The 16,839-nt window shown below is 66.4% G+C and carries 14 protein-coding genes; 12 read left to right on the top strand and 2 right to left on the bottom strand.

Annotation, left to right across the window (positions count from 1 at the left end; all coding sequences use genetic code 11):
* Positions 1-20: 20 nt before the first annotated feature.
* The gene (locus IEW22_RS11130) at positions 21-2,021 is read right to left on the bottom strand and encodes a CocE/NonD family hydrolase (RefSeq protein WP_188586681.1); all 2,001 of its coding nucleotides are present in this window, start codon (positions 2,019-2,021) and stop codon (positions 21-23) included.
* Positions 2,022-2,631: 610 nt separating this feature from the next.
* Here IEW22_RS11130 and rplJ point away from each other — a divergent pair.
* Complete coding sequence (rplJ, locus tag IEW22_RS11125; protein ID WP_188586680.1) at positions 2,632-3,159, top strand: 50S ribosomal protein L10; 528 nt, start codon at positions 2,632-2,634, stop codon at positions 3,157-3,159.
* 105 nt (positions 3,160-3,264) lie between these two features.
* Positions 3,265-3,654, top strand: coding sequence for a 50S ribosomal protein L7/L12 (gene rplL / locus IEW22_RS11120; protein WP_188586679.1), 390 nt, complete (start codon positions 3,265-3,267; stop codon positions 3,652-3,654).
* Positions 3,655-3,712: 58 nt separating this feature from the next.
* On the opposite strand, the gene IEW22_RS11115 is transcribed toward rplL, so the two are convergent.
* Complete coding sequence (locus IEW22_RS11115; RefSeq protein WP_188586678.1) at positions 3,713-5,176, bottom strand: amidase; 1,464 nt, start codon at positions 5,174-5,176, stop codon at positions 3,713-3,715.
* Between the two features lie 296 nt (positions 5,177-5,472).
* Here IEW22_RS11115 and IEW22_RS11110 point away from each other — a divergent pair, with 296 nt between their 5' ends.
* The 10 genes from IEW22_RS11110 (at position 5,473) to IEW22_RS11065 (ending at position 16,682) form a co-directional block, all read left to right on the top strand.
* A complete protein-coding gene (locus IEW22_RS11110; protein ID WP_188586677.1) occupies positions 5,473-6,762 on the top strand; it encodes an ABC transporter ATP-binding protein in 1,290 nt (429 codons plus the stop codon).
* 92 nt (positions 6,763-6,854) lie between these two features.
* Positions 6,855-7,661 carry an MlaE family ABC transporter permease gene (locus tag IEW22_RS11105; protein WP_188586676.1) on the top strand — a complete coding sequence of 269 codons (807 nt, stop codon included), beginning with the start codon at positions 6,855-6,857 and terminating at the stop codon, positions 7,659-7,661.
* Positions 7,662-7,673: 12 nt separating this feature from the next.
* Positions 7,674-8,534 (top strand): MlaE family ABC transporter permease, encoded by an 861-nt coding sequence (locus IEW22_RS11100; protein WP_188586675.1) that lies wholly within the window; start codon positions 7,674-7,676, stop codon positions 8,532-8,534.
* Between the two features lie 6 nt (positions 8,535-8,540).
* The gene (locus IEW22_RS11095) at positions 8,541-9,881 is read left to right on the top strand and encodes an MCE family protein (protein ID WP_188586674.1); all 1,341 of its coding nucleotides are present in this window, start codon (positions 8,541-8,543) and stop codon (positions 9,879-9,881) included.
* Positions 9,878-10,948 (top strand): MCE family protein, encoded by a 1,071-nt coding sequence (locus tag IEW22_RS11090; RefSeq protein ID WP_188586673.1) that lies wholly within the window; start codon positions 9,878-9,880, stop codon positions 10,946-10,948. The genes IEW22_RS11095 and IEW22_RS11090 overlap by 4 nt, the downstream gene beginning before the upstream one ends.
* Positions 10,949-10,964: 16 nt before the next feature.
* Entirely contained in the window at positions 10,965-11,996 is a 1,032-nt protein-coding gene (locus IEW22_RS11085; RefSeq protein ID WP_188586672.1) for an MCE family protein, read from the top strand.
* Positions 11,993-13,264 (top strand): MCE family protein, encoded by a 1,272-nt coding sequence (locus tag IEW22_RS11080; RefSeq protein WP_188586671.1) that lies wholly within the window; start codon positions 11,993-11,995, stop codon positions 13,262-13,264. Before IEW22_RS11085 ends, IEW22_RS11080 begins: the two co-directional genes overlap by 4 nt.
* Positions 13,261-14,589 carry an MCE family protein gene (locus IEW22_RS11075; RefSeq protein ID WP_188586670.1) on the top strand — a complete coding sequence of 443 codons (1,329 nt, stop codon included), beginning with the start codon at positions 13,261-13,263 and terminating at the stop codon, positions 14,587-14,589. Before IEW22_RS11080 ends, IEW22_RS11075 begins: the two co-directional genes overlap by 4 nt.
* Positions 14,586-15,830, top strand: coding sequence for an MCE family protein (locus IEW22_RS11070; RefSeq protein ID WP_188586669.1), 1,245 nt, complete (start codon positions 14,586-14,588; stop codon positions 15,828-15,830). Before IEW22_RS11075 ends, IEW22_RS11070 begins: the two co-directional genes overlap by 4 nt.
* A gap of 96 nt (positions 15,831-15,926) precedes the next feature.
* Entirely contained in the window at positions 15,927-16,682 is a 756-nt protein-coding gene (locus IEW22_RS11065; protein ID WP_188586668.1) for a hypothetical protein, read from the top strand.
* Positions 16,683-16,839 lie beyond the last annotated feature (157 nt).

Raw genomic sequence — 16,839 nt, 5'->3', positions numbered from 1 at the left:
CACTACCAGCCAGTCGCGCACTACCAGCCCGGTTCGCCGATCACCCGCACCGTCAGCTTGCTGCGGCGTTCGGGGTCGAGCACCAGGTGCTGGCGTCGGCCGCGCGCCTTGATCAGATCGGGCACGGTGGTGAGGTAGCGCGGGAAGCTCGCCGCGTAGACGTTCACGCGCAACCGGTGTCCGATGTCGATCACGGCGTCGGTGGGCACCAGGTCGATGTCGAGTGCCAGTGGCGTGTCGGAGGGGACCGCCAGTTTGCGCACTCGACTGAGGTGGTGGTGGGCGAACAGTACGGTGCCGTCGTCGGCGTACTCCGAGAGCTGCGGATCGATGGCCCGGTTGGACATCGACAGTGCGCCGTTGCTCAGCACCGTCGACGTCCCGTCGGGGGCCACGTCGTTGACGGTCACCGCCCAGATGCCCTCGTTCGCCGAGGTGGTCACGTAGACGCGCAGGTTCATCGCCCCGCTGAGGTGGGTGGGAGTGTGCATCGGGGCGGTGGTGAAGCCCAGACCGCCGCGCTCCTGGAAGCGTGCATCGGTGGTGAAGTGCTTGCCCAGGCCCATCGACGCGCCCGCGGTCACCTGCGTCATGTCGCGACTCGCCGCGCCCCGCAGGTCGGGTCTGATGTGCAGGTCGCGCCGGCGCTCGGGTCCGTTGTCGTCGAGTGTTCCGTCGAAGATGCCCTCATGTGCGCTGTTCGACCACGTGTCGGACAGGTAGAGGTGATGGGTGTGCCCGGTCGGTCGCGGGAAGGCCGGCGCGCAACTCCACGAGCCGCCCTGCTGCTGCAGGGTCACCGGTCCGTACTCCTGCACCCCGTTGTCGATGCCCTTGAGCCAGTGGTCGAACCATGCCCGCTCGAGGACGTCGACCCGCGGCGGGGACTGCGGACCGCCGAAGCCTGCGCCGGCGTCGAGGTGATAGCCGTCGGCCATCACGAGTTGTTTGGCTCCGGGCTCCACCGGGATCCGGTTGTAGACCTGTGAGGCGCTGCGACCGAACAGGTCATGCCAGGCGCCGAAGAGGAAGGTGGGCACCTCGATGCGCTCGGCGTGCGGGTCGCGTTCGTCGAAGTAGGGGTCGTCGTGGATGCGATCGTCCCGGCCGGTGAGGAAACCCCATGCCAGAGAGGTCATCTCGGTGGCGGGCGAGGAGATCCGGTGCGCCAGCCAGCGCGGCAGGTGGCCGCTGCGCAGATCGTGAGCGAGGGTGCGCGGATCGGGAATCCACTTGAGCCCGTTGACGATCGACAGCCACATCGGGATGAACAACGACGGCATCCCGCCGGTGATGTAGATGTCGCGGACGATGTCGCCGCAGCCCTCCACGGCGAAGATGGCGCCGAGTGCGTCGGGTCGCTTGTCTGCGGCCTGCAGTGAGTTGATCGCCGAATACGACCAGCCGGTCATGCCGACCACGCCGTTGCACCACGACTGACGCGCGGCCCAGTCGATGACCTCCACCGAGTCGAGCTGTTCGCGTTCGCCGAGGATCTGCCAGGTGCCGTGTGACGAGCCGGTGCCGCGCACGTCGACCACCAGTTGTGCATATCCGGCGCGTATGAGGCGTCGGTTGATGCCGAAGACGTCGGCGATCCCGCCACCGGTCAACGGCATCTGCGCCGCGTCGCCGGTCACCGAGGCGATCATCCGCAGCGGTGCGGTCGCCGCGCCGCGCACCACCGCGGGAATCGTGCGCCACGTGTCGACCGCGTCGACGAGCGCGCGGTTGTACGGGTTGATCGTGACGATCGCCGGATGGGTGTCGGCCACCGTGTGGCCGCGCTCATCGGCCGGGCGCACCTGGGTCGCCCGCAGTGTGACCCCGTCGCTCATGCGGATGTGGACGGCTCGGTCGATGTGGACTCGGGGGAAGGCGAGAGGTCCGTCGACGAGTCGGCGCCAGCGTCGGCCGTCTGCTCCGCCCGTCGGATCGCCGAGGGGGAGATCACCGGCCGTCCGCCCGGTGCGGGTGCCCGGCCGGGGGAACGGTGTCGGTGACCCGAGTGGCGCGACCATCTCGTCACCTGACCTTTCGCTGTGTGGTGCCTGTGCACACCCCGCGACGCGAAGGGTCTGACGTAGCGGGTCGTCCCGTCGTCGCCGATGGGTCGCCCGGTGCGCTGACCGCCCGCGGCACGTCGGTGTGCCCGGTGTTGTCGGTCGGTGACTGCCACATCGGTGCCGGACACCGGTGTGGCGTGGATCACGTGACCGCCGGAACCACAATCTACGGTCGTAGGTCCCTATACCGCCAGCCAATGACCTCAAATCGTTATCCGCGTGAACTGTTCGGCGGTATCGAGAAGATTGTGGCGGCGATTTTGCTCGTCGGCTGCTGACCTGTACTCTTGATCGAGGTGTGAGCGGCATGTCCGCTCCTACCGGTTCAACCAGAGACCGTTGGTCATCGGGATGCGACAGCATCCCGGCCGAAGGACCGATTCGACATCGGCGGCCCACGCAGGGAGAACATGGAAGTGTGAGCTTTCTTCCGTGATCGGTGTCCATCCTCGGATGGGCCGCGCTGATCGCCGAACTTACTTCACGCCCCGTGGCCCTGCGCCCCGGGGCGTTTGTCGTTTCCGGCCTTTCATGACCGACTCGAGGACATGAGAGGAGGCGAAGTATGGCCAAGTCCGAGAAGGTCGCCGCAGTCGCGGAGATCACAGAGCAGTTCAAGGGTGCGACCGCCACTGTGGTCACGGAATACCGTGGCCTGTCGGTCAAGCAGATCTCTGAGCTGCGTCGTTCCCTCGGTGAGGGTGCAACCTACTCCGTCGCCAAGAACACCCTGGTCAAGCGCGCCGCAGCTGATGCGGGCGTGGAGGGACTCGACGAGCTGTTCGTCGGCCCGACCGCGATCGCCTTCATCGAAGGTGAGCCGGTCGTCGCGGCGAAGGCGATGAAGAACTTCGCCAAGGACAACAAGGCTCTCGTCATCAAGGGCGGGTACATGGACGGCCGCGCGCTGTCTGTGTCCGAGATCGAACAGATCGCCGACCTGGAGACGCGTGAGGTCTTGCTGGCCAAGCTCGCCGGTGCCATGAAGGGCAACTTGGCTAAGGCTGCCGGGCTGTTCAACCAGCCCGCCTCGCAGGTCGCACGCCTCGCGGCTGCCCTGCAGGAGAAGAAGCAGGAGGCCGGGGAGGAGTAATCCGCCCCTGCTCGACTGCGCGACAAGATACCGATCCCAGACCCATTCCCCGGGCGGGATGAGAAAGACCCCCGACACCGGGGACAGACAGGAAGGACGCCAATCATGGCGAAGCTCACCGCTGACGAGCTCATCGATCAGTTCAAGGAACTGACCCTGCTGGAGCTCAGCGATTTCGTGAAGAAGTTCGAAGAGGTCTTCGAGGTCACCGCGGCCGCTCCGGTCGCCGTTGCCGCTGCCGGTGCCCCGGCTGCTGCCGGTGCCGACGCCGCTGCCGAGCAGGACGAGTTCGACGTCGTGCTCGAGAGCGCCGGCGACAAGAAGATCCAGGTCATCAAGGTCGTTCGCGAGATCGTCCCGGGCCTGGGCCTCAAGGAAGCCAAGGACCTGGTCGAGGGTGCGCCCAAGGCCATCGTCGAGAAGGCCGACAAGGACTCGGCCGAGGCTGCCAAGACCAAGCTCGAAGAGGCCGGCGCCAAGGTCACCCTCAAGTGATCTTGGGCTGACAAGCCTTCGGGGCTGCAGAGCCCCTGACTCATCACGAGTCGACTCCTCAAGGACCGGTGTGGGATTCGTCCCGCACCGGTCCTTTGGTGTCGGTACACCGTGCATCGCAGACAAGCGTGACGCCCACCGCCTCCTCGAGCTCGTAGGCCACCTCGAGCAGGGTGCGCTCGTCGCCGGGCCGGGCCGAGAAGTGCATCCCGATGGGCACGCCGGTGGCCGACCAGGCGAGCGGTAGCGAGATGCCCGGTGCGCCGGAGGTGTTGTTGATCGGAGTGAAAGCCAGAAACCGCACCAGACGCTCGAAGACGGTGTCGAAATCGCCGGCCGGGCTCAGATGGCCGAGCGGCGGGGGAGTGTGGGCGAGCGTCGGAGAGAGGATCACGTCGTGATCGGCGAACAATCCGAGGAATCGAGCGTTGGCCCGCCGTAAGCCCCGCAGCGCTGTGGGGAGTCGGTAGAAGTTGCGCGCGAACAGTCGCGACAGCTCCCGAGTGAACGGGTCGAGCCGGGTGCGATCGAAGCCGGCGCCGAACAGACGTGCCCCGAGATGGTCGATGCCGAAACCCATCAGTCCCCAGTAGAGGGTGAACTGGTCGACGAATTCGGTGCCGACGGGCACGTCGACCGGATCGAGGCGATGGCCGAGCGACTCGAGTACCGACACCGTCTGCGACAGACCGAGGCGGGTGTCGGCGTCGAGCGGTCCGGTGATCGGGTCGGTGAACACCGCGATCCGCAGGCGACGCGACGACGGCGCCTCGACCCGACCGATCCGGGGCAGTGAACGGGCCGGGGCGAAGCGCTCGACCTCGGCCAGGAAGCGGGCCGTGTCGCGCACGGTACGCGTGAGCACCCCCTCACACACCAGATCGATCGGCATCGACCGGGACTGCGGTGCGGCCGCGAGGCGACCGCGAGTCGGTTTGAGCCCGACCAGACCACAGGCCGCGGCCGGGATACGGATGGACCCGCCGCCGTCATTGCCCTGGGCCAGCGGCACCGCGCCGGCCGCCACCAGGGCCGCCGATCCGCCGGAGGAGGCGCCGGCGCTGCGATCGGTGTCCCAGGGATTGCGGGTCGGTTCGCGGTCGACGAACTCAGTGCTGGCCGTCAGCCCGAAGGCGGGCAGCGTCGAGGCGGCGACGATCGTCGCGCCCGTGGCGCGGAACTGTGTGGTGAACGGTTCGTCATGCGTCGCGGGGGTCGCGGGGACGGCCCGCGAGCCGTGCAGGGTGGGGATACCGGCCACGGCGGTGTTGTTCTTGATCACAGAAGGCACGCCCGCGAAGCACCCCGCGGCGGTGTGCGTGCCCCGATCGCGATGGCGTGCCGCCGACCGGTCGTCGACCGCGACGGCGTGCAGTTCCGGCTCGACCGCGTCGATGCGTGCGAGCGCGGCCTCGAGCACCTCGGTGCGCGAGACGTCCCCGGCGGCGATCGCCGCAGCCACCCCCACTGCGTCGAGACGGCCGAGAGCGTCGTCGCCGAATGCGTGAACCCGATGTCCCATTCCCACCCCTATCGGTCGTCCGCACGACACGGTTCCTCGGTCTTCATCATGTATCCGCAGGTGGCGTCCGATACACCGAATGGATTTCTATGATCGGTTTCACTCTTGGCGACTCGTGTGGCATCGTTACCCGTCAGTAAGTACGAGATGCGACGTTTCTGGTTTGTCCGGTCTGGGGGGTACTCCGCAGGACGCCACGGCGCGTCGCGTAATGCCAGCGTTCGGTTCTGGGCCTACTACTCGTAGGCTAGGGTGACCGCAGCCACACGTTCGGGGCAGAGTTCGGAGGTTCGTCGGTGGGTGTCGAGGTAAGCGTTGAACATCTGACCAAGTCGTTCGGCTCGCAAACGATTTGGCGTGACGTCACGCTCACTCTTCCGTCGGGCGAAGTGAATGCTCTTCTGGGTCCCTCCGGTACCGGTAAGTCGGTCTTCCTGAAGACGTTGATCGGTCTGCTGCAGCCCGACCAGGGGTCGGTGATCGTCGACGGCACCGACATCACCCAGTGTTCGGCCAAGGAGCTCTACGAGATCCGCAAACTCTTCGGTGTGCTCTTCCAGGACGGTGCACTGTTCGGCTCGATGAGCCTCTACGACAACATCGCCTTCCCGTTGCGCGAGCACACCCGTAAGAAGGAAGACGAGATCCGTCGCATCGTGATGGAGAAGGTCGACCTGGTGGGTCTGACCGGGGCCGAGGACAAGCTGCCCGGTGAGATCTCCGGCGGTATGCGCAAACGCGCCGGGCTGGCCCGCGCGCTGGTCCTCGACCCGGAGATCATCCTGTGCGACGAGCCGGACTCGGGTCTGGATCCCGTTCGTACGGCCTACATCTCGCAGCTGCTCATCGACATCAACGCCCAGATCGACGCGACGATCCTGATCGTGACGCACAACATCAACATTGCCCGCACGATCCCCGACAACATCGGCATGCTCTTCCGCAAGGAGCTGGTGATGTTCGGCCCGCGCGAGGTGCTGCTCACCTCCCATGAGCCGGTGGTCAAGCAGTTCCTCTCCGGTGATCGTTTCGGTCCGATCGGCATGTCCGAGGAGAAGGACGAGGCCGTGGCCGCCAAGGAGGCGGCGATGCAGGCCGCGGGAATCTCCGGCGGCGGCACCAAGGACGACTTCTCGATCATCCAGCCGCAGGTGCAGCCCAATCCCGGGATGCCCGAGCGCAAGGCCATCAAACGTCACCGCGAGCGGGTCAAGGAATTGCTTCCGTCGCTGCCGGAGTCGGCCCAGGAGGCCATCCGCCGCAGCATGGCCGAAGAAGACGAGGTCGCCGCGCGCAACCGCGGCGAGTCCGCTCAGGTGCCGGCCGGGGTGGGTGCACACGCTCGCTCCGAGGCAGGTGCCGAGACGCAGGCCGATCTCAACGCTCCCGCCGGAGCTGACACGAGCGGGCAGACCGACCAGTTCACCTCGGTCGACAACGGGCACAGCCCGTCGGATGCGGTGACCGAACAGTTTCCGGCCTATCAGGACGGCTCGTCGTCGGACGAGACGTCAGCCGGCGGACGTCACCACGGTGACGGGGCCACCGGGGACGATCGATCCGGCGAGAAGTCCCAAGGGCGGTAGGAGTTGCACGGGGGAGAGAACGTCACAGCCGATGAGCGTGACGTCGTGAGGAGCAGCGTGGCAGTGGGTAACGGCCGGTCGGGGGCCGCTCGATGAGCACAGCCACCACGCGTGGCATCGACAAGATCGCCCATGCAGGATCGTCGGCATTCGCCGAGACCGGCAACATGGTGCAGCTCGCCGTCGATGTGGCACGCCAGACTTTCGTGCGCCCCTTCCAGTGGCGTGAGTTCATCCAGCAGGCCTGGTTCATCGCGAGCGTGACGATTCTGCCGACCGCGCTGGTGGCCATCCCGTTCGGTGCGATCGTGTCGATGCAGACCGGTTCGCTGATCAAGCAGCTCGGCGCCGAGGCGTTCACCGGAGCAGCGAGTGTGCTGGTGGTGATCCAGCAGGGTGCCCCGCTGGTGACGTCGCTGCTGATCGCCGGTGCCGCCGGTTCTGCGGTGGCCGCCGACCTCGGTGCGCGCACCATCCGCGAGGAGATCGACGCCATGCGGGTGCTGGGTATCAACCCGGTGCAGCGTCTGGTGGTCCCGCGTGTGCTCGCGATGGTGCTCATCGCCGTGCTGCTCAACGGCCTGGTGTCGGTGATCGGCATCGGCGGCGGCTACTTCTTCAACGTGGTCGTCCAGCAGGGCACCCCCGGCGCCTACCTGGCCTCGTTCTCCGCACTCGCGCAGCTGCCCGACCTGTGGATCGCCGAGATCAAGGCCGTCATCTTCGGTGTGCTGGCCGGCGTGGTGGCCTGCTACAAGGGCCTCAACCCGGGCAGCGGACCCAAGGGTGTGGGCGATGCGGTGAACCAGAGCGTGGTCATCACGTTCCTGCTGCTGTTCTTCGCCAACCTGATCCTGACCGCGGTCTACCTGCAGATCGTCCCGCCGAAGGGTTCGTGAGGTGGCCCGACGATGACTATCGCAAAGAGCCGCTCGGACCTGTTGGCCTACCGAGCACGCAAGACCGCGCAGGCGCCGCTGAAGGTGCTCGACGGCGCCGGCGACCAGATGTCGTTCTACGGGCGCGCGATCGCCTGGATCCCGCGCACCCTGGTGCACTACCCGAAAGAGACGTTGCGGCTGCTCGCCGAGGTCGCCTTCGGCACCGGTGGCCTCGCGGTGATCGCGGGCACCGTCGGCGTCATGATCATGATGTCGGCGTTCACCGGCGTCGTGGTGGGCCTGCAGGGCTACTCGGCGCTCAACCAGATCGGTTCGCAGGCGCTCACCGGCTTCCTGTCGGCCTACGTCAACACCCGTGAGGTCGCGCCGCTGGTCGCCGGGCTGGCGCTGTCGGCGACGGTGGGATGCGGCTTCACCGCCCAGCTCGGCGCCATGCGGATCTCCGAGGAGATCGACGCGCTCGAGGTGATGGCGGTGCCGTCGGTGCCGTTCCTGGTGACCACCCGCGTGATCGCCGGTTTCGTGGCCGTCATCCCGCTCTACGTACTCGGTCTGCTGGCCGCCTACTTCGCGTCGAGAACCATCAACACCGTGTTCAACGGGCAATCGACCGGTTCCTACGACCACTACTTCAATCTGTTCTTACCACCGCAAGACGTGCTCTGGTCGTTCGGCAAGGTGCTGATATTCGCCTTCGTGATCATCCTGGTGCACTGCTACTACGGCTACAACGCGCATGGCGGTCCCGCCGGCGTGGGTGTCGCCGTGGGTCGTGCGGTGCGCTCGGCGCTGGTGCTCATCGCGGTGCTCGACTTCTTCCTCGGTCTGGCGATCTGGGGGACCACCACGACCGTGCGAGTGGCGGGGTAGCGGGCAGTGGTCGTTCGTCGTCGTCTGCTGGGCGTGCTGTTCTTCGTCGTGGTGGCCCTGTTCATCGCGGGCACCATCCTGAAGTTCAACAACACGTTCACCAGCTACACCAAGGTCGATCTCGTGACCGACACGGCAGGTAACTCGCTGCCGCCCAAGGCCGATGTGAAGGCCAGAGGGCTGATCGTCGGTCAGGTCGGCACCATCAGCACCGATGAGAACACCGGCCAGGTCACCGTCCAGCTCAAACTCGACCCCGACAAGGCCACGTTGCTGCCGCGCGACACCACCGCGCGCATCCTGCCCAAGACGCTGTTCGGCGAGCGCTATGTGGCGTTGCAGGTGCCCACCGGCCAGGAGGGCACCGGGTCGGATCACCTGTCGAGCGGTTCGACGATCCGTGAGGACGCCTCGGGCAACGCGCTCGAGATCCAGGAGCTGTTCGACGAGCTGCTGCCCGTGCTGCAGGCGATCCCGCCGCAGGATCTCAACGTGACCCTCGGTGCGCTGTCACAGGCCCTCGACGGCAACGGCGAGAAGATCGGCGTGACGATCGATCAGCTGAACACGATCTTCTCCCGGGTGAATGCGAACATGCCCGCACTGCAGGGCACGTTGCGTGGTCTGGCGAGCTTCTCCAAGACCTACTCGACGGCGTTGCCGGATGTGATCGACGCACTCGACACCCTGCGCACCACCTCGAACACGCTGGTGGCCAAGCAGAACGACCTGCGCAACCTCATCTCGTCGCTGACCAAGGCGTCGGTGGAGACCACCGGTTTCCTGCAGACCAACCGCACCGATCTGCTGGATCTGACGATCAAGTCCGAACCGCTGCTGACCGCACTGGCCAAGTACTCGCCGGCGTTCGGCTGCACGTTCAAGAACTTCGCGGGCCTGGTCCCCGAGGCCTCACGCATCGTCGGGTCGGGGACCAAGAACCCGGGTGTGCACGTGAACCTGCAGTTCGTGAACCCGCGCGGACGGTATCTGCCCAACCAGGACGAGCCGCGGATATTCGACACCGAACGGCCACCCACCTGCTACTCGCCGCCGACCAACGGCCACCCGTTCCCGCAGTATCCGGGTGGATCGCTCAACGACGGCTCCTACCAGCCGCCTTCGCGCAACCCGGGACCGCGCACCATGCCGTCTCTGCAGTCGCCGCAGTTCTCGCCCACCCCGGCGGGCACGGTCAGCCAGAGCGTCTACAGCGACCCGCGTAATCGGCTGGCGATGAAGGCGATCGTGGCCACGGAAGCGGGGGAGGACCCCGGACAGGTACCGGATTGGATCGGGACGTTGATGGCCCCGGCGATGAGCGGAGCGGAGGTGACGATCAAGTGAAAGAGGTTCTCTCGCCACTGATCAAACTCGTCATCTTCGGTGTGGTCACCGTCTTCGCCACGGCGATGCTCGGGGTGTCCATCGCCAACTCCGGCGCCGGCGGCGACCACGACTACACCGCGGTGTTCTCCGACGCGACCCTGCTCGACAAGGGCGACGACGTGCGCATCGCCGGTGTGCGCGTGGGTCAGGTCACCGACGTGGAGGTCTACGACCGCAATCTCGCCAAGGTGTCGTTCAACCTCAACCGCAGCTCGCTGCCCGCCGGCGTACAGGCCTACATCCGCTTCAAGAACGTCGCCGGCATCCGCTACGTGTCGCTGCAGCAGGGTCCGCAGATCGCCGGTGCGATGTTGCACAGCGGGTCGGAGATCCCGCTGGCCCAGACCCATCCGGCGCTGAACCTCAACGAACTGTTCAACGGCTTCAAGCCGCTCTTCCAGCAGCTCTCGGCCGACGACGTGAACAAGCTCTCCAGTGAGATCATCAAGGTGTTCCAGGGCGAGGGCGGGTCGTTGTCGGAGCTGCTGTCGGACACCGCGAGCCTGACCAGCTCGATCGCCGACAAGGATCAGGTGATCGGTGAGCTCATCACCAACCTGACCAAGGTCCTCGGGGTGATCAACGACCACGACAAGCAGTTCACGTCGTTGCTCGACAACACCTCCAAGTTCATCAGCGGCCTGGCCGCGCAGCGCGATTCGGTGGGATCGGCGATCACGTCGGTGTCGAATCTGACCACGGTCACCCAATCGATTCTCGGGCCGGTGCGGCCGTCGATCCAGGGGTCGATCTCGGCGCTCAACCAGCTCTCGGGCGTGATCAACTCCCGTCAGAAGGACATCGAGCAGACGCTGACCAACCTGCCGGTGAAGCTGCAGAAGATCGGCCGTGCGGCGACGTTCGGCTCGTGGTTCCAGTTCTATCTGTGCGGTATCGACATCGTGGCGGGCAACGGCAAGTCCACCCTCCTCACGCAGCCGCTGATCCCGCTGCCCAACATCAATCACGTCCTGTACACCAGCGCCGCCACCCGGTGCTGGGCCAACGGAAACCCGAACGGCTGAGGGGAGGTAGCACGCAATGGCAGCACTACGTACACAGCGCAGCCCGGTCACGATCGGGTTCCTGGGCATCCTGATCCTGTTGATGGTGACGGTGTCGGCGTTCTACCTCGCCAAACTGCCCTACGTCGGGGCCGGGGTGACCTACACCGCCGACTTCAGCGAGGCGGCGGGTCTGCAGTCGGGCAGCGAGGTCCGCGTGGCCGGTGTGAAGGTCGGCGAGGTCTCCTCGGTGGGGCTCAACGGCAACAACACCCGTGTCGCGGTGAAGTTCCGGGTCAACAACACCTGGATCGGCAACCAGACCTCGGCGTCGATCCAGATCAAGACCGTGCTGGGACAGAAGTATCTGGCGCTCGACCCGGCCGGCGACAAGCTCGCCGACCCCACGACCGTGATCACCCGCACCACCTCGCCCTACGACGTGATCGCGGTGTTCTCCGACGTGGCCAACCAGGTGCAGGACATCGACACCGATCAGCTCGCGGGCAGCTTCAAGGCGCTCTCGGAGGCATTCTCCGACACCCCGCAGTCGGTGGCACCGGCACTCGACGGCCTGACCCGGCTCTCGGAGACCATCGCCAGCCGCGACCAGCAGGTGCAGAAGCTGCTCGAGGCCACCAAGGACACCTCGAAGATCCTCGCCGACCGCAACCAGGAGTTCCAGAAGCTGATCGCCGGGGCGGGGGATCTGTTGGCCGAGCTCAACACGCGCCAGCAGGCCATCTCGCGGCTGCTCGACTCCACCATCACGCTGTCGAATCAGCTCTCGGGGATCGTCGCCGACAACCAGGCGCAGATCGGGCCGACGCTGGACTCCCTCAAGCAGGTCACCGCTCTGCTGCAACGGCAGAACAACAACCTCAAACAGTCGATCACCTACATGGCGCCGTTCTACCGGCTCTACTCCAACGTGCTCGGCAACGGGCGCTGGTTCGAGTCGGTGGTCACCAACATCCTCCCGCCGGCACTGCCACAGCAGAACACCACGCGCCCGCCGGTGAAGACGAAGTTGCTCAATAACGGCGGAACGGAGGCGACTGCCGGATGAGAAGGACCGAATCGGGTGCCGTCGCCGGACCCGGCCGCTGGTTCACCCCGCGCCACATCGTCGTCCTGGTGATCACGCTGATCGTCGCGCTGATTGCGGCGGGCGTGCTGTGGTGGGTGTTCACCGCGATGAACCGCACCCACATCACCGCCTACTTCCAGCGCGGCATCGGAATCTACGAGGGATCCGACGTCCGGCTGATGGGTGTGAAGGTCGGTTCGGTCGACGAGGTCACCCCGCAGGGTGACCGAGTGCGGGTGAAGATGAACGTGGCCAACGACATCAAGCTGCCCGCCGACGTGCGGGCCGTGCAGGTCACGCCGTCGATCGTGGCCGACCGCTACATCCAGCTGACCCCGGTATGGCAGCCGGGACAGCCGGTGGCGCCCAAGAACATCACCCTGCAGCTCGACCAGACGATGATCCCGGTCGAGGTCGACGAGCTCTACGCCAGCGTCGACAAGCTCTCGACCGCACTCGGTCCGCAGGGTGCCAACTCCGACGGGGCTCTGTCGGATCTGGTGAGCACCGGTGCCAAGAACCTGTCCGGCAACGGCGAGGCGCTGGGCACCACGATCGAACAGCTCACCAAGGCCGCCAACACCCTCAGTGAATCGCGCGGAAACATCGTCGACACCGTCAAGAACCTCAACGTCTTCGTCGGGATGCTCGCACGTAACGATGCGCAGGTACGTCAGTTCAACACCCAGATGGCCTCCTTCAACAGCTTCCTGGCCTCCGAACGCCAAGACCTGGGCACCGCGCTCAATCGCCTGTCGGTGGCGCTCGGTGATGTGGCCACCTTCGTGCAGGACAACCGCGAGGCGCTGGGCGATCGGGTGAAGGAACTGATCCCGACCGCGCAGACGCTGGCCGACACGAAGTCGTACCAGAAGGAGATCCTCACCCAACTGCCGCTGGTGGTGAACAACCTCATCAACGCCTACGACGCGGAGTCGGGCACCCTCGCGATGCGGGTGAACATCCCGGATCTGCAGGATCTCCCCGGCGCCACCTGCAACCTGCTCGACCTGGGCAGGCTCAAGCCGGGCGACCCCGCCTTCGCGCAGTTCTCCAAGACGCTGCGACCGATCCTCGACCAGTGCGCCGGGGTGGCCAAGCAGATCAATAACGGGGTCGACATCCCGTCGCTGAACCTGCCCTTCGGCATCGGCAGCAACTACCAGAACAACCAGAAGCCCGGCGTGCCCGGAACAGTCCCGGGTAACCCGGATCCGAACCTGCAGGGAGAGGTGGGTACGCGATGAGCACGCCGATCCGCCGCGCCGCGCCGCTCGCGCGCCTGCGCGGTCGCTCCCGCCGGGACCTCGGGATCCGGGCGGCAGCCGGTGCACTACTGGTGGCGCTGGTCGCCGTGCTCAGCTCGTGTAGTCAGGGCATATACTCGGTGCCGCTGCCCGGCGGCGTGGATGTGGGTGACAACCCCCGCACCTACACGCTGCAGTTCGACGACGTCCTCGACCTCGTGCCGCAGTCATCGGTGAAGGTCGACGGTGTGCCGGTGGGTCGCGTGACCAAGATCGGCGTCGCACCCAACGGCTGGTCGGCGCAGGTCACCGTCAAGGTCAAGAACAAGATCGACCTCTCCGACAAGGCGCAGGCGCAGATCCAGCAGACCAGCCTGCTCGGCGAGCGGTTCGTGGCGCTGGTCGACCCCAAGTCCAATGCCGGCCTGCCGCGTCAGGACGCGAGTGAGCCGATCGGGGTCGAGCGCACCCGTACGGCCACCGACATCGAGCAGGTGCTCGGTGCGCTGTCGCTGCTGCTCAACGGTGGTGGTCTGGCGCAGCTGACGCCGATCATCAAGGAGCTCAACACCGCTCTGGACGGCCGGGCCGACCGTGCCCGGTCGCTGCTGAACCAGACCGCCACACTGATCGACGGGCTGAACAAGCAGAAGGACGACATCGTCGGCGCGATCGACGGGCTGGCGCAGCTGTCCACCCGGACCGCCGCGCAGACGGCCCAGATCGACCGCATCCTCGACCAGCTGCCCGCAGGCGTGGCGGTGCTGGAGAGTCAGCGTCCGCAATTCGTCACCCTGCTGCAGAAGCTCGACAAGCTCGGACAGGTGGGCACCGACATCCTGGCGCGCTCGCGTGAGGAGCTCATCACCGATCTGCGGGCGCTGCGTCCGACCCTGCAGGCACTGGCGCAGTCGGCACCCGACATCATCACGGCGAGTCCGCTGCTGCTGACCTACCCGTTCCCCGACGCGTTGCTGCCGGGTGTGAAGGGCGACTCGGCCAACGTCTTCCTGTCGGTGGACCTGCGGCTGCTCAACTCGCTCGAGGCGCTCGGCGTCGGACAGGGTGAGCCGCGCTATCAGACGGTGGGCTCGGGCCCCGAACCCGCCGTCGACCCGTCGAACCCCTACATCAACGGCAACGGGCCGCGGAAGGGCTGGCCGACGGTGACGCTGCTGCCGATCCCCAACGCCACGCCCGGCAAGGCCACCGTCCCCAACAGGACGAACGGCCAGGCCGCGAAGCTGCTGCCCAAGCCCGCCAGTGACACGTCCTTCCTGACCGGTCCGCTGGCGATGCTCACGGGCGGGGGTGGCGGCCGATGATCTCGCGTCTGGCGAAGTGGCAGCTGGTGATCTTCGCGATCGTCGGCATCGTGGCGATCGTGTACGCGGCGCTGACGTATGTGCAGGTGGGGCGCATCACCGGGCTCACCGTGTACACGGTCAAGGCCGACTTCAAGGATTCGGGCGGTATCTTCACCAACGCCGAGGTGACCTACCAGGGTGTGCCGGTCGGACGTGTCGGGCAACTGCATCTGACCTCCGACGGCGTGCGGGCCGACCTCGACCTGAACTCGTCGGGGCCGAAGATCCCGGCCTCGGCGATGGCCGTGGTGGCCAACCGGTCGGCGGTCGGTGAACAGTTCGTCGACCTGCGGCCGAAGTCTGCCCAGGGGCCCTACCTCAAGAGCGGGTCGCTCATCACCGACACGCAGATCCCCACGCCGCTCGACGACGTGATCAAGTCGGCGATCGACCTGTCGAAGTCGGTGCCGGTCGACGACCTGCACACCGTTGTCACCGAGCTGTCCAAGGGGATCGGCGGCCAGGGGGAGAACCTCTCGAAGCTGGTCGACTCGTTGTCGAACCTGTCCAAGGCCGGTTTGGACAACCTGCCCGCCACCATCTCGCTGTTGCGCAACAGCGACACCGCTCTGACGACGCAGGCCGATCAATCCGACGAGATCCTCAGCTGGTCGAAGAACATCAATCTGGTCGCGCGGCAGCTGTCGTCGAGTGATCCCGACATCCGCCGTCTGCTCACCACCGGCGCCCTGTCGGCGACGCAGCTCTCGGCGCTGCTGGAGCGTTCGGGTGGCGACATCACCACCGTTGTTCGTGATCTCGCCGCCGATGTGCGTGAGACCGCGCCGACCTACTTCGCGGTCGGACCGCTCCTGTCGATGCTGGCCGGCCTGTCGGCGGGCAGTTACTCGACCGCGCCCGGTGATGGCACCATCCACTTTGGTGTGGTCCTCGAGACCAACAATCCGCCGACGTGTACCTACGGGTATGAGGGAACCACGAAGATGATCGACGAGATCAAGGCCAAGAACCCTGACTTCGACATCAACTACGATGACTTCCCGTTCAACACGAACGCCAATTGTCAGGTGGCCCAGGGCAATCCGACCGATGTCCGCGGCGCCAAACGTGCCGTGCTGGCCAATCCGAACTACGCCCAGCCGTGGGATTCCACGCCCAAGAAGGCGCCTGACGCACTGAACCTCAACCCGATCGCGACACAGTTGTCGGCGTTGCTGGGTGTGCGTCCGGCTCAGTGACACGGCCTGCGCCACGGGTCGCGGACGGGCGGGGAGTCCCGGCCGGTGCGCGCCCACACAGAATCCACTCAGATCGGCTCGTTAAGGTGGCCCACGATGTTTGCTAGAAGAAGGCGAGAGAAGTCTGCGCCGGATACGGCCACGACGAGCGCCTGGGACACCTCTGCGCGCGAGGGCGAGAACCAGTCCGGTTCGACGCGCTCCAAGCGATCGCGGCTCACCGCGGCGGGGGTGGTGGTGACGATCGCGATGCTCGCGGCGCTCGCCGGCCTCGGCTACGCCATCTACGACTATGTGGACGCCCGCAACACCGTTTCGGTGGCCGACGACCGCGATTCGGCGCTGCAGGGAGCCGAGCAGGCGATGCTCAACGTCACCAACATCAACCCCGGCGATGTCGATGGGTTCAGGAAGCGTGCCGCCTCGACCCTGATCGGCGACGTGACCGAGCAGCTGTCCCAGAGCGGACTCGACCAGCTGGCCAAGGCGGGCCCGAATGCGGGGACGCTGACCTCGACCGTCGCGCGCAGCGGACTCACCGAGTTCGACCACGGCAACCACACCGGCAAGGCGTTGGTCTATGTGAACGTGACCGCACAACGTCCCAACCAGGCGAGCACCAGCCAGACGATGGGCTTCCTGGTCGCGGTGCAGCGCGACGGCGGCATCTACAAGGCCAAGACCATCACCAGCCTCGACGGCTACGACACCACGCCCACCGACGACAGCGGATCGGATTCCTCGACCGGCGCCACACCTGCGAGCCCGGCCCCGGCCACCAGTGATTCGTCCCAGGGCGATACCACCCAGGGTGATACGTCCCAGGGCGATACGACGGGAGGGGGCAACTGATGGCCGGACGTCGGAAGAACAACGAGCCGCCCCGCCGCACCCCGCGGGTCGCCGGGCGCGGTGGGCCCGCGGCCGGGGCGAATCGGCAGGGGCGCGGCGATTCCCGGTCAGGCGCGTCGGCTGATGAGGCACCCCAGACTCAGGTGCCACAGACCCA

Origin of the sequence: Gordonia jinhuaensis (assembly GCF_014639795.1) — a bacterium.
In the GTDB taxonomy this organism is placed as follows: domain Bacteria; phylum Actinomycetota; class Actinomycetes; order Mycobacteriales; family Mycobacteriaceae; genus Gordonia_B; species Gordonia_B jinhuaensis.
The sequence above is the reverse complement of the archived record's forward strand: the minus strand, read 5'-3'. Positions and strand labels throughout refer to the sequence as shown.

Excerpts from the sequence above, each read along its gene's own strand:
- IEW22_RS11130 (WP_188586681.1), bottom strand. The coding sequence starts at position 2,021 with ATGGTCGCGCCACTCGGGTCACCGACACCGTTCCCCCGGCCGGGCACC.
- rplJ (WP_188586680.1), top strand. The coding sequence starts at position 2,632 with ATGGCCAAGTCCGAGAAGGTCGCCGCAGTCGCGGAGATCACAGAGCAG.
- rplL (WP_188586679.1), top strand. The coding sequence starts at position 3,265 with ATGGCGAAGCTCACCGCTGACGAGCTCATCGATCAGTTCAAGGAACTG.
- IEW22_RS11115 (WP_188586678.1), bottom strand. The coding sequence starts at position 5,176 with ATGGGACATCGGGTTCACGCATTCGGCGACGACGCTCTCGGCCGTCTC.
- IEW22_RS11105 (WP_188586676.1), top strand. The coding sequence starts at position 6,855 with ATGAGCACAGCCACCACGCGTGGCATCGACAAGATCGCCCATGCAGGA.
- IEW22_RS11100 (WP_188586675.1), top strand. The coding sequence starts at position 7,674 with ATGACTATCGCAAAGAGCCGCTCGGACCTGTTGGCCTACCGAGCACGC.
- IEW22_RS11085 (WP_188586672.1), top strand. The coding sequence starts at position 10,965 with ATGGCAGCACTACGTACACAGCGCAGCCCGGTCACGATCGGGTTCCTG.
- IEW22_RS11080 (WP_188586671.1), top strand. The coding sequence starts at position 11,993 with ATGAGAAGGACCGAATCGGGTGCCGTCGCCGGACCCGGCCGCTGGTTC.
- IEW22_RS11075 (WP_188586670.1), top strand. The coding sequence starts at position 13,261 with ATGAGCACGCCGATCCGCCGCGCCGCGCCGCTCGCGCGCCTGCGCGGT.
- IEW22_RS11070 (WP_188586669.1), top strand. The coding sequence starts at position 14,586 with ATGATCTCGCGTCTGGCGAAGTGGCAGCTGGTGATCTTCGCGATCGTC.
- IEW22_RS11065 (WP_188586668.1), top strand. The coding sequence starts at position 15,927 with ATGTTTGCTAGAAGAAGGCGAGAGAAGTCTGCGCCGGATACGGCCACG.